Raw genomic sequence first — 15,238 nt, 5'->3', positions numbered from 1 at the left:
CCCACAAAACCCGCAAATTCAATTAATTGCGTCCCCTTGTAGGCCTGATAAGCGTAGCGCATCAGGCAATGCTTCCTGCTTTATAAGCCCTTCAGCAACTTTTCAACAAATTCTGGCACCACCTGGCTTGCCGGGCCGTAATATTTCTCGGCAAATTCATTACCGACCTGACTTGGTTCAAGATTCAGTTCCACGGTGTGCGCGCCATGCAGTTTCGCTTCGTGAACAAACCCAGCCGCCGGATAAACATGCCCCGAAGTACCAATGGCAATGAAAATATCGGCCATCGACAACGCCATATAAATTTCATCCATGCCGAGTGGCATTTCGCCAAACCACACTACGTGCGGTCGCAAGGGTGCCGGGAACTGGCAGCAATGGCATTTATCTTCTGGGGTAACGTCTCCGGTCCAGTCGAGAACCTGACCACTTTGTGAACAACGAACTTTCAGCAGTTCCCCATGCATATGAATAACATTGGTGTTACCGGCACGCTCATGAAGGTTGTCGATATTCTGCGTCACCAGCAAAAAGCGATCGCCGAGGGCGTCTTGCAGTTTAGTCAGCGCAAGATGCGCGGCGTTAGGCTGAATTTCTGGCTGCTGCAGCTGTCGGCGACGGGCGTTATAAAACGCTTGTACCAGTTCAGGATCGCGATCGAAACCTTCCGGCGTTGCCACATCTTCAACCCGATGTTCTTCCCACAGGCCATCTGCGGCGCGAAAGGTACGAATACCTGATTCCGCAGAAATCCCTGCCCCTGTCAGTACGAGTACTCTTGGTTTTTCCATTGCTTCCGGCACCACTTTATCTCTGAAAAAAATACGCTGACGCAAACGCTCGCGCAGACGGCGTTTATTTTTACGAAAACGACTTAACCGATGACCCCGACGCGACAGCATAGCAACCTCTGTTGATTAATCGGTTAGATGTAGGAAGGCCGCACCACGCATTCCCCCCGCATCACCGTGGCGCGCGCGTTCAATGCGCGGAACACGAGCTACAGGTAAGAGATGACGAGGCAGCCTGTCCGCCAGTTGCGTTGTGATTGCCGGGAAATTCGATAAGCCACCACCAATGACGACCAGGTCAGGGTCAACAATGGTCAGGATATTTCCCAGACAAACCGCTAATAAATCCAGATAACGCTCAACGTGCGCCCTTGCCTGCTCATCACCTTGATCATAAAGCGCAATAATTTCGGGAGCCTGCAACGGTTGATGATAATAGTGTTGATACAGCCACGCAAAACCGCGACCAGACAGATAATTTTCAATGCAGCCATGCTGACCACAGCCGCAGCGGCGTAACGGGAAACCCAGCCCCATCATGGTTAACGCATCAACCGGCAGACGCATATGGCCAAACTCGCCGGTAATATAGCTTTTACCGGTAATTGGTTTACCGTTGAAAATCAGCCCGCCGCCAACGCCGGTGCCGAGAATCAACCCCATCACCAGTGGATATTGAGTAAATTCATCATCCCAGGCTTCTGAAAGGGCAAAACAGTTGGCATCGTTATCAAGGCGGACATCGCGATCAAGACGTGCGCTCAGGTCGGCACGCAGCGGTTTACCGCTGGCAGCGGGTACATTGGCAGCATACAGCGTACCATCTTCTGTTTCCGGCATTCCCGGAATACCGATGCCGACAGAACCTTCACAGCCAAAACGCTTATCGGCTTCAGCCACCAGCTCGCACACTGCATCTAAAAATGCGTCATAGCTGTCACGCGGTGTCGGCACCCGCTTTTCCCACTGCAACTGCCGACCGCTATCAAACACGCCAAGCGCAATTTTCGTTCCACCAATATCAAACCCGTAATACATTGCCGCTCCTTGTTTTAATGTACTGCCTTTACTGGCCGCTAAGGACTCGCGCAGGGTCAATATTACTGGCGCGCCGCGCCGGATACCAACTTGCCAAAAGACTCAGCAACAATGCTGTGACCAGTACGTAGAAGACGTCCAGCCAGTGCAATTCCGATGGCAGGAAGTCAATAAAATAGATATCGCTGGAGAGGAACTGATGACCGATCAACTTTTCAATCCACTCAATAATCGGGGTAAGTTGCAGTGAAACAACTACGCCGATAATCACACCACACAGGCTGCCGAACAGCCCTGCCAGCAATCCATACCAGACAAAGATGGCGCGAATTAAACCATCTTTCGCCCCCAGCGTTCTTAATACTGCGATATCGCCACTCTTGTCTTTCACCGCCATCACTAAGGTGGAGACGATGTTGAAACAGGCTACGCCAATCACCAGTACCATCGCCAGATACATAATGGCGCGGATCATCTGGATATCGCGATACATATAGCCGTAAGTACCAATCCAGCTTTTAATATAAACATAGCTGTTGGTCACTTCACCCGCATCGCGTACCAGCTTATTGGCGTTGAAAACATCCGTCATTTTAAGGGCAATACCTGACACGCTGGAACCCATATCAAGATATTGTTGGGCATCTGCCAGCGGGATCATGGCAAAACTGTGATCGAGTTGACCACTCAACTGCAAAATACCGGCAACGTGCAAACGCACACGTTTTGGCTGCATCAGTTTATGCTCAGGATTCGAGTTGGGGATCATAATCGACACCCAATCGCCCTGCTTCACTTTCAGCGCATCCGCCACGCCTTTGCCGATGATAATTTGCTGTTCGCCCGCTTTAAAATTGCGCCAGGCATCCCCCTGAATAAACGAGGGTAATGCGCTCAGACGCTGTTCCTGTTGCGGGTTAACGCCCTTCACCTGGATTGCGCGCAGATTGGCACCACTTTCTACCAGTCCGGTGAAATTGATATATGGCGCAGCGGCGGCAATACCCGGCACTTTCTGCACTTTATCCAGTGCTTCCTGCCAGTTAGTCCACGGCTGATCCACCGCTTCGATTTCACCATGCGGCACCACCGCCAGAATGCGGTTATTCAGTTCGCGTTCAAAGCCGTTCATCGCGCTTAAGCCGACGATCAATACCGCCACGCCGAGGGCAATGCCGATGGTAGAAATGACGGAGATCAGCGACACCATGCCGCCGCGCCGCCGTCCGCGACTAAAACGCAGGCCAATTAATAACGATAAAGGCATCGCCATTACTCCGCCCCCATCAGGCTCAGTTCCGCCGTCAGACGACCATCACGCATCTCCAGTTGGCGGCTCATACGTTTCGCCAGTTGCAGGTCGTGAGTAACCACCAGGAAGGCGGTGCCCTGCAAACGATTCAACTCCCCAAGTAACTGGAAGATGCTGTCGGCGTTACGCGCATCAAGGTTACCGGTAGGTTCATCCGCCAGTACCAGACGCGGGTTATTGACCAGCGCACGGGCAATCGCCACACGCTGGCGTTCGCCACCAGAAAGTTCAGATGGGCGGTGATTCGCACGATGCTCCAGACCCACCGCTTTTAACATCTCCAGCGCACGGCTGTTGATTTCAGCGGGCTTTTTCTTGCCAATCAGCAGTGGCATAGCCACGTTTTCCAGGGCAGTAAAATCCGGCAGCAGGTGGTGAAACTGATAAATAAAGCCCAGCTTCTGGTTGCGCAGTTCTGCTTTCGCCGCCGAAGACAGTTTGCTCATCGGTTGACCGTTAAAGATCACATCACCGGAGGTTGGTGTATCCAGCCCGCCCAGCAGGTGCAGCAAGGTACTTTTACCGGAACCAGAGCTACCGACGATCGCCATCATTTCACCTTCGCCGACGCTGAAACTGACATTGTGCAGTACATCGGTTTGCACACTGCCTTCCTGATAGCGTTTGCACAGGTTGTCGCATTGCAACAGGATCTTATTCATAACGTAAAGCCTCAGCGGGTTGAGTGGCGGCAGCGCGCCATGAAGGGTAAAGCGTAGACAGCAGCGCGATAGCCATCGCCACCAGCGCAATAACAATGACCTGTAAAGGTTCGATAGCGACCGGCAGCGCCGCGCCATCAAGCAGGACGCCGATTATCGGCATCAGATTATTTAACTGGCTGGCAAGCAGTGCGCCAAGCGCCGCTCCGAGGATCGCACCGATAATCCCGGCGCTGGCCCCTTGCACCATAAAGACCATCATGATTTGTCGCGGAGTTAAGCCTTGCGTTTGCAGGATCGCGACTTCGCCCTGCTTCTCCATTACCATCAGCCCTAGTGAGGTAATAATGTTAAACGCTGCAACGGCGACAATCAGGCTCAGCAGCAAGCCCATCATATTTTTTTCCATGCGTACGGCCTGGAACAGCTCGCCTTTACGGTCACGCCAGTCCTGCCATTTGCTGCCTTCAGGCAGTTTTTGCTGACTTAATGAGTCAACTTTCAGCGGCTCATCCAGCCACAAACGCCAGCCGGTAATATTGCCTGCCGGATAACGCATCAGACGCGAGGCATCCTCAATATTCACCAGCATTTCATAGCCATCGACTTCACTGTTGGCGGCGAAAGTGCCAATCACATTGAACAGGCGCTGGCTTGGAATACGCCCCATCGGCGTGAACTGGCTGGCAGATGGCACCATCACGCGGATTTGATCACCGCGATTGACGCCCAACTGTGAGGCAAGCTGTTCACCGAGGATGACATTATATTTCCCCGGCTCGAGGTCAGTTTGTTTCACATTGACCAGATACGGCGTTAGTGGATCTTTTTGCGCCGGGTCGATACCCAGCATCACCCCGACCGCCACGCTGCGCGCGCTTTGCAGTACCACATCACCGGTAGTGATAGGTGCGACGCGATTAACGCCGTCCAGTTTGACGGCCGTTTCCGGGAGTTGCTGCGGGTTAAGAGAGCCATGCTCAGAAGAGAGAATTGCCTGTGGCATCAGGCCAAGGATGTTGTTTTGCAGCTCGCGCTCAAAGCCGTTCATCACTGACAATACTGTGACCAGCGCCATCACCCCGAGGGTAATGCCGATGGTAGAAAGCCAGGAGACGAAACGACCGAAGCGATCCGCTGCACGCCCACGCATGTAACGCAGGCCAATAAATAGAGCGACAGGTTGGTACATGAAATCCGTCTGGTTGCTGTTAGCAAAGACACGAGTATATAAGCGAAAGCGGGATGGGTAAACGTCTGAACTGTAAGTGATCGTCAGGGCTAATCTGAAAAGTGCCAGCAAATCAATCGGCTAAAGGGCCTCATTTTCTCATCGGCCTTGTAGCCTGATCTTTATCTGAAAAATAACCAAATACAGACAGATACGCATTACACCACGCGACTGGCCCCTCAGGATCAACAGCATGTTAAATAAAAAGAGCGTGTTGTCCTGATGAAACAAAAAGAGCTATGGATTAACCAGATCAAAGGGTTATGTATTTGTCTGGTGGTGATTTATCACTCGGTTATTACCTTTTATCCGCATCTGACCACTTTCCAGCATCCGTTATCGGAAGTCCTGAGCAAATGCTGGATCTATTTCAATCTTTACCTTGCACCCTTTCGTATGCCGGTTTTTTTCTTTATATCCGGCTATTTGATTCGCCGCTATATCGACAGCGTACCGTGGGGAAATTGTCTCGATAAACGGATCTGGAACATCTTCTGGGTGCTGGCGCTTTGGGGCGTGGTGCAGTGGCTGGCGTTAAGTGCGCTGAACCAGTGGCTGGCACCTGAGCGCGATTTAAGCAATGCCTCCAATGCCGCTTATGCCGATTCCACCGGTGAGTTCCTGCACGGGATGATCACCGCCAGCACCAGCTTGTGGTATCTGTATGCGTTAATTGTCTATTTCGTGGTATGTAAAATTTTTAGCCGTCTGGCGCTGCCACTATTCGCCTTGTTTGTACTGCTGAGTGTGGCGGTTAATTTCGTTCCCACGCCGTGGTGGGGAATGAACAGTGTGATCCGCAATTTGCCTTATTACAGCCTTGGCGCATGGTTTGGCGCAACAATAATGACCTGTGTTAAAGAGGTGCCGTTGCGCCGCCATCTGCTGATGGCTTCTTTGCTTACCGTTCTGGCGGTCGGTGCCTGGTTGTTTACTATCTCGCTGCTGTTGTCGCTGGTATCGATTGTGGTGATCATGAAGCTGTTTTATCAATACGAGCAACGTTTCGGTATGCGCTCCACCATCCTGCTGAATGTGATTGGTTCCAACACCATTGCTATCTACACCACCCATCGCATTCTGGTTGAAATATTCAGCTTAACTCTGCTTGCGCAAATGAACGCAGCACGCTGGTCGCCGCAAGTCGAACTGACACTCCTGCTGGTTTACCCCTTTGTTAGTTTGTTCATCTGTACTGTTGCGGGCTTGCTGGTAAGAAAACTTTCACAGCGCGCATTCAGCGATCTGTTGTTCTCCCCGCCTTCTCTGCCCGCGGCCGTCAGTTACTCCCGCTAAGCCATCGCCCCAGCCGGGGCGATTCAATTTGCTAAACCATGTCGATTACGGATAATGAACAGCATTGCTTATCAGAGATATGCCCCCATATGTTGAGGCATATCCTAACGAGAATCTGACAACCGTTATGCCTGAACAATATCGTTATACGCTGCCCGTCAAAGCGGGTGAGCAGCGTCTGCTGGGCGAGTTAACCGGCGCTGCCTGCGCGACGCTGGTAGCGGAAATTGCCGAACGTCACGCCGGTCCGGTGGTACTCATTGCACCAGATATGCAAAATGCCCTGCGTTTGCATGATGAAATCAGCCAGTTTACCGATCAGATGGTGATGAATCTGGCGGACTGGGAAACCCTTCCCTACGACAGTTTTTCGCCTCATCAGGACATTATCTCCTCGCGCCTTTCCACCCTTTACCAGCTACCGACGATGCAGCGTGGCGTACTGATTGTTCCGGTGAATACGCTTATGCAGCGCGTTTGCCCGCACAGTTTTCTCCACGGTCATGCGCTGGTGATGAAAAAAGGTCAGCGCCTGTCACGAGATGCATTACGAACCCAACTGGACAGCGCCGGTTATCGCCATGTTGACCAGGTTATGGAGCACGGCGAATACGCCACGCGCGGCGCGTTGCTGGATCTCTTCCCGATGGGAAGTGAGCTGCCTTATCGTCTTGATTTCTTTGATGATGAAATCGACAGTCTGCGGGTGTTTGACGTCGACAGCCAGCGCACGCTGGAGGAAGTAGAAGCGATCAATCTGCTGCCCGCGCACGAATTTCCGGCCGATAAAGCGGCAATTGAACTGTTCCGCAGCCAGTGGCGCGATACCTTCGAAGTAAAGCGCGATCCGGAACATATTTACCAGCAAGTGAGTAAAGGCACATTACCTGCCGGGATCGAGTACTGGCAGCCATTGTTCTTCAGCGAACCACTGCCGCCGCTGTTCAGTTATTTCCCTGCCAATACCTTGCTGGTGAATACTGGCGATCTGGAAAACAGTGCCGAACGTTTCCAGGCTGACACGCTGGCGCGTTTTGAGAATCGCGGCGTCGATCCGATGCGCCCACTGTTGCCACCACAATCGCTCTGGCTGCGGGTGGACGAGCTCTTCTCAGAGCTGAAAAACTGGCCCCGAGTGCAGCTAAAAACTGAACATTTACCGACAAAAGCCGCGAATGCCAATTTAGGTTTCCAGAAACTGCCAGACCTGGCCGTTCAGGCACAACAAAAAGCGCCGCTGGATGCGCTGCGTAAGTTCCTCGAGTCTTTCGACGGTCCGGTGGTGTTCTCGGTAGAAAGTGAAGGTCGCCGTGAAGCGCTGGGTGAACTGCTCGCGCGAATTAAAATTGCTCCGCAACGCATTATGCGTCTTGATGAAGCCAAAGACCGTGGGCGTTATCTGATGATTGGCGCTGCCGAACATGGTTTTGTCGATACGGTACGTAATCTGGCGCTGATTTGCGAAAGCGATCTGCTCGGTGAACGCGTTGCCCGTCGTCGTCAGGATTCTCGCCGCGCCATCAACCCCGATACACTGATCCGTAACCTTGCGGAGCTGCATATTGGTCAGCCGGTGGTCCATCTGGAGCACGGCGTCGGTCGTTATGCCGGAATGACCACGCTCGAAGCTGGAGGCATTACTGGCGAGTATTTGATGCTCACCTATGCCAACGACGCCAAACTGTATGTTCCGGTGTCGTCACTGCATCTGATTAGCCGTTACGCAGGTGGCGCGGAAGAAAACGCCCCGCTGCATAAACTTGGCGGCGATGCGTGGTCACGCGCGCGGCAGAAAGCGGCGGAAAAAGTGCGTGATGTGGCGGCGGAATTGCTGGATATCTACGCGCAACGCGCCGCCAAAGAGGGCTTCGCGTTTAAACACGATCGTGAGCAGTATCAGTTGTTCTGCGACAGCTTCCCGTTTGAAACCACGCCGGATCAGGCGCAGGCCATTAATGCGGTACTTAGCGACATGTGTCAGCCGCTGGCAATGGATCGTCTGGTGTGCGGCGATGTTGGCTTTGGTAAAACAGAAGTGGCGATGCGCGCCGCTTTCCTGGCAGTAGATAACCACAAGCAGGTGGCGGTGCTGGTGCCTACCACCCTTCTCGCGCAGCAGCATTACGACAACTTCCGCGACCGTTTCGCCAACTGGCCGGTACGTATCGAAATGATCTCCCGTTTCCGCAGCGCCAAAGAGCAGACGCAAATCCTTGCGGAAGTAGCGGAAGGGAAAATCGATATTCTGATCGGTACGCACAAACTGCTGCAAAGTGACGTCAAGTTTAAAGATTTAGGCCTGCTGATTGTCGATGAAGAACACCGCTTCGGGGTGCGTCATAAAGAGCGCATTAAAGCGATGCGCGCGAACGTGGATATTCTGACGCTTACCGCTACGCCGATCCCACGTACGCTGAATATGGCGATGAGCGGAATGCGCGATCTGTCGATTATCGCCACACCGCCCGCCCGTCGTCTGGCAGTTAAAACCTTTGTCCGTGAGTATGACAGTCTGGTGGTCCGGGAGGCGATCCTGCGTGAAATTTTGCGCGGGGGACAGGTTTATTATCTCTACAATGATGTGGAAAACATCCAGAAAGCCGCCGAACGGCTGGCAGAACTGGTACCTGAAGCGCGGATTGCCATCGGTCACGGGCAGATGCGTGAGCGCGAACTGGAACGGGTGATGAATGATTTCCATCATCAACGTTTCAACGTGCTGGTTTGTACCACCATTATCGAAACCGGGATCGACATCCCGACAGCCAACACCATTATCATTGAACGCGCGGATCACTTCGGTCTGGCGCAGCTGCACCAGTTGCGCGGTCGCGTCGGACGTTCGCATCATCAGGCATATGCATGGCTGCTGACGCCGCATCCAAAAGCGATGACTACCGATGCGCAAAAACGTCTTGAAGCGATTGCCTCGCTGGAAGATCTCGGGGCAGGTTTTGCGCTGGCAACGCACGATCTGGAGATTCGGGGCGCGGGTGAACTGCTTGGCGAAGAACAAAGCGGCTCAATGGAAACCATCGGTTTCTCGCTGTATATGGAGTTGCTGGAAAACGCCGTCGATGCACTGAAAGCCGGACGCGAGCCGTCGCTGGAAGATCTCACCAGCCAGCAAACAGAAGTCGAGCTGCGGATGCCGTCGCTATTGCCAGATGATTTCATTCCTGACGTGAATACGCGTTTGTCGTTCTATAAACGTATTGCCAGCGCCAAAACGGAAAACGAACTGGAAGAGATCAAAGTCGAGCTTATCGATCGCTTCGGCCTGCTGCCGGATCCGGCGCGTACCCTGCTGGATATTGCCCGTCTGCGCCAGCAAGCGCAGAAACTGGGGATCAGGAAGCTGGAAGGTAATGAGAAAGGCGGCGTGATCGAATTTGCCGAGAAGAATCACGTTAATCCGGCATGGCTGATTGGTTTGCTGCAAAAACAGCCGCAGCATTATCGCCTCGATGGCCCGACTCGCCTGAAGTTTATTCAGGATTTGAGCGAGCGAAAAACGCGTATCGAATGGGTACGCCAGTTTATGCGTGAACTGGAAGAGAACGCGATCGCTTAATAGTAAATCGGGGGCGTTTCTGCGCCCCCATCTGCAACATTTACAAATTCTTTGCACTTCCCTGCACTATCCGACACTGTCACCATCCATAATTCAGGCTTATCTGTTTATTACAATAACCTTATATTTATTATGGATTTTTGGTGATGATCAAAACGCGTTTTTCTCGCTGGCTAACGTTTTTTACGTTCGCCGCTGCCGTGGTGCTGGCGCTGCCGGCAAAAGCCAACACCTGGCCGCTGCCGCCAGCGGGCAGTCGTCTGGTTGGCGAAAACAAATTTCATGTGGTGGAAAATGACGGTGGTTCTCTGGAAGCCATCGCCAAAAAATATAACGTCGGCTTTCTCGCTCTGTTACAGGCTAACCCCGGCGTTGATCCTTACGTACCGCGCGCGGGTAGCGTGTTAACGATCCCGTTGCAAACCCTACTTCCAGATGCGCCGCGCGAAGGCATTGTGATCAATATTGCGGAGCTGCGTCTCTATTACTACCCGCCGGGTAAAAATTCGGTAACCGTGTATCCAATAGGTATTGGTCAGTTGGGTGGTGACACGCTGACACCGACAATGGTGACCACCGTTTCAGACAAACGAGCAAACCCAACCTGGACGCCAACGGCAAACATCCGCGCCCGTTATAAAGCACAGGGAATTGAGTTGCCTGCGGTAGTGCCGGCTGGACCGGATAACCCAATGGGCCATCATGCGATTCGTCTGGCGGCCTATGGCGGCGTTTATTTGCTTCATGGTACGAACGCCGATTTCGGCATTGGCATGCGGGTAAGTTCTGGCTGTATTCGTCTGCGGGATGACGATATCAAAACACTCTTTAGCCAGGTCACCCCAGGTACCAAAGTAAATATCATCAACACCCCGATTAAAGTCTCTGCCGAACCAAACGGTGCGCGTCTGGTTGAAGTACATCAGCCGCTGTCAGAGAAGATTGATGACGATCCGCAGCTGCTGCCAATTACGCTGAATAGCGCAATGCAATCATTTAAAGATGCAGCACAAACTGACGCTGAAGTGATGCAACATGTGATGGATGTCCGTTCCGGGATGCCGGTGGATGTCCGCCGTCATCAAGTGAGCCCACAAACTTTGTAAATCCTGGATAAAAAAATCCCCGCGACACGGCATGTCGCGGGGAAAAAAATCAGCAGTAGCAGGCATTAATGAGGGTTAATGCTTATTTATAAATTACTGCTGTTCCATGGAGGGTATTCGGACCGGTTACAGAAGTAATACGGAAAGATTTTGCGCCCATCTCATCCGCTTTTTGCGCCAGCTGCTCTTCCAGCGATCCCAGATTTGTCCCCGCGTTAGCACTGATAGTACCGACTTTTTGTTGGCCTTCTGGCGTTGACTGAACTTCGACAGCCGCAAAGCTGGCAAATGACATTGAGCTTAAAATCGCCGCAGCGATGAGGGTTTTTACGTTTTTCATAATAGTGGCCTTATGCAGATGAATGACGTCGCAAGCAATTACTTAACGATCGATAACTAAATGATAGATGTGATCTGGATCACATACAAGATATTTTTTATAACAATCATTAATTAATTTAAAAATCCTTAAATTTCAGTTAAATAGAAAGCAATTATTTTTATGGGATCTGGACTGGTGAACGGAGGTAATTATTTTTATAATAACCTTTCATTCACAGTCACCAGGTACAACGGCATCATGGCAACTGACTCAACACAATGTGTAAAAAAAAGCCGTGGCCGCCCAAAAGTGTTCGACAGGGATGCCGCGCTTGATAAGGCCATGAAATTGTTCTGGCAACACGGTTATGAAGCGACTTCTCTTGCGGACCTCGTCGAAGCGACCGGAGCCAAAGCGCCCACGCTATACGCGGAATTTACCAACAAAGAGGGGTTATTCCGCGCCGTACTCGACCGCTATATCGATCGTTTTGCCGCTAAGCATGAAGCACAGCTGTTTTGTGAAGAGAAAAGCGTGGAGTCTGCGCTGGCTGACTATTTTGCTGCCATCGCCAACTGCTTTACCAGCAAAGACACCCCGGCTGGCTGCTTTATGATCAACAACTGCACCACCCTCTCCCCGGATTCCGGAGATATCGCCAATACGCTGAAATCACGCCATGCGATGCAAGAGCGCACTTTGCAGCAGTTTTTATGTCAACGACAAGCGCGCGGGGAAATCCCGACCCACTGTGACGTGACGCATCTGGCAGAATTCCTTAATTGTATTATTCAGGGGATGTCGATCAGCGCACGCGAAGGTGCATCGCTGGAAAAACTGATGCAAATTGCCCGAACGACTTTGCGTTTATGGCCGGAACTGCTGAAATAAGTCGCAAAAAAAGCCCCTCAGCCTGAGCGAATGAGGGGCCAAATTGCAGAGTACAGCCTTGTTATACTTTGTTATTCAAAATCAGTTGCCCGTTACTATCTAGCGGGATCTGCGTACCCGGATCGCGGTCCATGCGGATTTTGCCCTGCTGATCGCCAATCTTATAGGTCACATCATAACCGAGCATTTTTTCTGACTTGTCATACACCGTTTTACAACGCTGTTGCGTAGTCGTGTAAGTATCGCTTTCCTGGAGAGAGCCCTGGATCTGGTTACCGGCATATCCACCACCCAGCGCCCCCACAACAGTGGCGACATCTTTACCACGACCGCCACCAAACTGATGCCCTATCACGCCGCCAGCAACAGCGCCGAGCACCGACCCGGTAATGCGATTTTCATCCTGCACCGGTCGACGATGGGTCACTGTGACGTTGCGACACTCCTGACGCGGTGTTTTAACCGTTTCCTTGATTGGGGTTGCAGAAACAACCTGAGCGTATTGCGGGCCACGTTCAAACACGTTCAGACTGGCCACTGCCGCTACGCCCAGCGCAGCTGCGACACCAATCCCGATACCCGCCAACATTGATTTATTCACGGGAACACCTCCTTCTTTGCAGTTATGCCAATCATGCAAGCGAAGGAGAAAAGCAGCTATCAGACAGAAGATGAAAAGCGCGGGAATGGCTGGAAATACTTAAGGATTCGGAGGAGTCTGAAGGAATGCCTGATGCGACGCTTAACGCGTCTTATCAGGCCTACCGCTCGTACCATTTGTCCAGGGCGGATAAGGCGTTTACGCCGCATCCGCCAGTGTACGTCGATTAATGCAACTTCAAACGCGGACGGATAACGCGGTTAATACTCCCCACCAGCATCATTAATCCAGTTTTAAAGTAACCATGCAGCGCAATCTGGTGCATTCGGTATAGCGAGATGTATACAAAGCGCGCAATTCGTCCTTCAATCATCATTGAGCCGCGCGTCAGGTTACCCATCAGGCTACCGACGGTGGAGAAGTTCGACAGCGATACCAGAGAACCGTGATCTTTATACTGATAATTTTTCAGCGGCTTACCGTTCATCTGCGCCAGAATGTTGTTCATTGCGCAGGTTGCCATCTGGTGTGCGGCCTGCGCACGCGGCGGAACAAAGCCCCCTTCCGGACGCGGGCATGACGCGCAGTCGCCAATAGCGTATATGTCTGGATCGCGGGTGGTTTGCAGCGTCGGTTCCACCACCAGCTGGTTGATACGGTTGGTTTCAAGACCACCGATATCTTTCAGGAAGTCTGGCGCTTTGATCCCGGCTGCCCATACCATCAGATCAGCCTCAATATATTCGCCATCTTTAGTATGCAGGCCGCCTTCATCAGCACTGGTGACCATGGTTTGCGTCAGCACGCGAACGCCAAGTTTCGTTAACTCATTATGAGCCGCAGCAGAGATACGTGGCGGTAATGCAGGCAAAATACGTTCGCCCGCTTCTACCAGCGTTACGTTCAGGGCTTCGTTGGTCAGACCTTTATAACCGTAGCTGTGCAGTTGCTTGACCGCGTTGTGCAATTCAGCGGAGAGTTCTACACCCGTCGCGCCGCCGCCGACTATCGCAATGTTCACTTTGCCATTCGCGCCCAGGTTGGCGGAGTATTTCAGGAACAGATTCAGCATCTCCTGGTGGAAGCGACGCGCCTGGTGCGGGTTATCGAGGAAAATGCAGTTCTCTTTGACACCTGGCGTATTGAAATCGTTGGAGGTGCTACCCAGCGCCATTACCAGGGTGTCATAGGCGATTTTACGTTCCGGAACCAGCAATTCACCTTTTTCGTCGCGCAGTTCTGCAATAGTGATTGTTTTCGCTTCACGATCAATATCAATGACGGAACCCAGCTGGAACTGGAAACCATGATTACGCGCATGGGCCAGATAGCTCAACGCATCAACGCCTTCATCAAGCGAGCCAGTCGCCACTTCGTGCAGCAGCGGTTTCCACAGGTGGCTGTGGTTACGATCGACCAGCGTGATTTTGGCTTTTTTCTTGCGTCCCAGCTTATGCCCCAGCTGTGTTGCCATTTCCAGCCCACCAGCACCGCCGCCGACAATCACAATTTTTTTCAATGGAGTAGTCAACGTGACCCCCTTAAATTTATTAACCAATTGTTAATTAATGGTTATTAACATAGCTCTTAATTAACAACAGGTTACAGCAATGAAAATGTTCTTCACTATTGAGAATAACATGAATGGTGCATTGGTCATACCAAAATTGATGTTAATCAAGTTTTGTTGCTGAAAAGATAGGCGACTTTACCGGGCGAGATCAAAAAACAGAGCTTATTGTTTATTATTTGAGCGAATTTATGAGAGTGGTATAGCGTGAGGGGTGTATGGAGGACGTTTGGTAGGCCTGATAAAATGCGCATCAGGTACCGGCAAGGTTACCTGATGCGACGAGGGCATTTACCCGAGGGTTTTGAACGCTTTAATGCGCTGCAAATGCGGGGAGATATTCTTGAATTTGTGCGTCTGCTCTTCGTCCCAGACAATCTCGTAATAATGATGCAGCTCTTCAGATGTCCGCTGGCTGTTAAGCGCTTCATCATTACGCGACAAAATCACCAGGCAACGATCGCGATTCTTCTCACGGAAGTTGGTCACACACTTAGTGGCAATATCGGCATACTCTTCCGGGCGATCAATCTTGCCTTCCATGTTCTCATAAGGGAACAAATTAGGGTTGAAGATCACCTGGCGGATGTCGCAAAGAAAACCAATCCGTTCCGCCCAGTATCCGCCCAGACCAACGCCGCAAATCAGCGGACGCTCGTCGACGTTCAGCTGCAACATTTTGTCCACTTCTTTAAGCAGATGCTGCATATCATGTTTCGGATGCCGCGTACTGTAGCTTATCAAGCGTACATCCGGGTCAATAAACTGCAATTGTAAGACTTTCTCGTGGTTACCCGGACTGTTAGAGTCAAAACCGTGTAAATAGATAATCATCGCTTCCTCA

General features: G+C 51.8%; 13 protein-coding genes. 4 read left to right on the top strand and 9 right to left on the bottom strand.

Features of this window, described 5'->3' with window-relative positions; all coding sequences use genetic code 11:
* Positions 1–80 precede the first annotated feature (80 nt).
* The 5 genes from cobB to lolC are packed head-to-tail and all read right to left on the bottom strand — an operon-like array spanning position 81 to position 4,995.
* Positions 81–902, bottom strand: a complete 822-nt coding sequence (gene cobB, locus ACJHX3_RS06050) for a Sir2 family NAD+-dependent deacetylase (RefSeq protein WP_087891137.1) — start codon at positions 900–902, stop codon at positions 81–83.
* Between the two features lie 15 nt (positions 903–917).
* Positions 918–1,829, bottom strand: coding sequence for an N-acetylglucosamine kinase (gene nagK / locus ACJHX3_RS06045; protein WP_094322056.1), 912 nt, complete (start codon positions 1,827–1,829; stop codon positions 918–920).
* A 28-nt stretch (positions 1,830–1,857) separates the two neighbouring features.
* Positions 1,858–3,102, bottom strand: a complete 1,245-nt coding sequence (gene lolE, locus ACJHX3_RS06040) for a lipoprotein-releasing ABC transporter permease subunit LolE (RefSeq protein ID WP_094322057.1) — start codon at positions 3,100–3,102, stop codon at positions 1,858–1,860.
* The gene (gene lolD / locus ACJHX3_RS06035; protein WP_001033695.1) at positions 3,102–3,803 is read right to left on the bottom strand and encodes a lipoprotein-releasing ABC transporter ATP-binding protein LolD; all 702 of its coding nucleotides are present in this window, start codon (positions 3,801–3,803) and stop codon (positions 3,102–3,104) included. Before lolD ends, lolE begins: the two co-directional genes overlap by 1 nt.
* Positions 3,796–4,995 (bottom strand): lipoprotein-releasing ABC transporter permease subunit LolC, encoded by a 1,200-nt coding sequence (lolC, locus tag ACJHX3_RS06030; RefSeq protein WP_000284714.1) that lies wholly within the window; start codon positions 4,993–4,995, stop codon positions 3,796–3,798. The genes lolD and lolC overlap by 8 nt, the downstream gene beginning before the upstream one ends.
* Positions 4,996–5,256: 261 nt before the next feature.
* Here lolC and ACJHX3_RS06025 point away from each other — a divergent pair, with 261 nt between their 5' ends.
* The 3 genes from ACJHX3_RS06025 (at position 5,257) to ldtC (ending at position 11,010) form a co-directional block, all read left to right on the top strand.
* Entirely contained in the window at positions 5,257–6,330 is a 1,074-nt protein-coding gene (locus ACJHX3_RS06025) for an acyltransferase family protein (RefSeq protein ID WP_000810252.1), read from the top strand.
* A 127-nt stretch (positions 6,331–6,457) separates the two neighbouring features.
* Entirely contained in the window at positions 6,458–9,904 is a 3,447-nt protein-coding gene (gene mfd, locus ACJHX3_RS06020; RefSeq protein ID WP_042063996.1) for a transcription-repair coupling factor, read from the top strand.
* 143 nt (positions 9,905–10,047) lie between these two features.
* Positions 10,048–11,010: a L,D-transpeptidase LdtC gene (ldtC, locus tag ACJHX3_RS06015; RefSeq protein ID WP_001469339.1), complete on the top strand. Its 963-nt coding sequence runs from the start codon at positions 10,048–10,050 to the stop codon at positions 11,008–11,010.
* A gap of 82 nt (positions 11,011–11,092) precedes the next feature.
* On the opposite strand, the gene bhsA is transcribed toward ldtC, so the two are convergent.
* Complete coding sequence (bhsA, locus tag ACJHX3_RS06010) at positions 11,093–11,350, bottom strand: multiple stress resistance protein BhsA (protein WP_000800153.1); 258 nt, start codon at positions 11,348–11,350, stop codon at positions 11,093–11,095.
* Positions 11,351–11,590: 240 nt separating this feature from the next.
* On the opposite strand from bhsA, the gene comR reads away from it, so the two are divergent.
* Positions 11,591–12,223 (top strand): TetR family copper-responsive transcriptional repressor ComR, encoded by a 633-nt coding sequence (gene comR, locus ACJHX3_RS06005; RefSeq protein ID WP_001298465.1) that lies wholly within the window; start codon positions 11,591–11,593, stop codon positions 12,221–12,223.
* A 61-nt stretch (positions 12,224–12,284) separates the two neighbouring features.
* Here comR and ACJHX3_RS06000 read toward each other — a convergent pair whose 3' ends face one another.
* From ACJHX3_RS06000 to ycfP, 3 genes are all read right to left on the bottom strand, one after another.
* Positions 12,285–12,824 carry a glycine zipper 2TM domain-containing protein gene (locus tag ACJHX3_RS06000; protein WP_001043459.1) on the bottom strand — a complete coding sequence of 180 codons (540 nt, stop codon included), beginning with the start codon at positions 12,822–12,824 and terminating at the stop codon, positions 12,285–12,287.
* Between the two features lie 226 nt (positions 12,825–13,050).
* Positions 13,051–14,355, bottom strand: a complete 1,305-nt coding sequence (gene ndh, locus ACJHX3_RS05995; protein ID WP_000211045.1) for an NADH-quinone dehydrogenase — start codon at positions 14,353–14,355, stop codon at positions 13,051–13,053.
* 330 nt (positions 14,356–14,685) lie between these two features.
* The gene (gene ycfP / locus ACJHX3_RS05990) at positions 14,686–15,228 is read right to left on the bottom strand and encodes an alpha/beta hydrolase YcfP (RefSeq protein WP_000587933.1); all 543 of its coding nucleotides are present in this window, start codon (positions 15,226–15,228) and stop codon (positions 14,686–14,688) included.
* Positions 15,229–15,238 lie beyond the last annotated feature (10 nt).

It is taken from the genome of Escherichia sp. WS1265 (assembly GCF_046487585.1).
GTDB classification, from domain to species: domain Bacteria; phylum Pseudomonadota; class Gammaproteobacteria; order Enterobacterales; family Enterobacteriaceae; genus Escherichia; species Escherichia coli.
The sequence above is the reverse complement of the archived record's forward strand: the minus strand, read 5'-3'. Positions and strand labels throughout refer to the sequence as shown.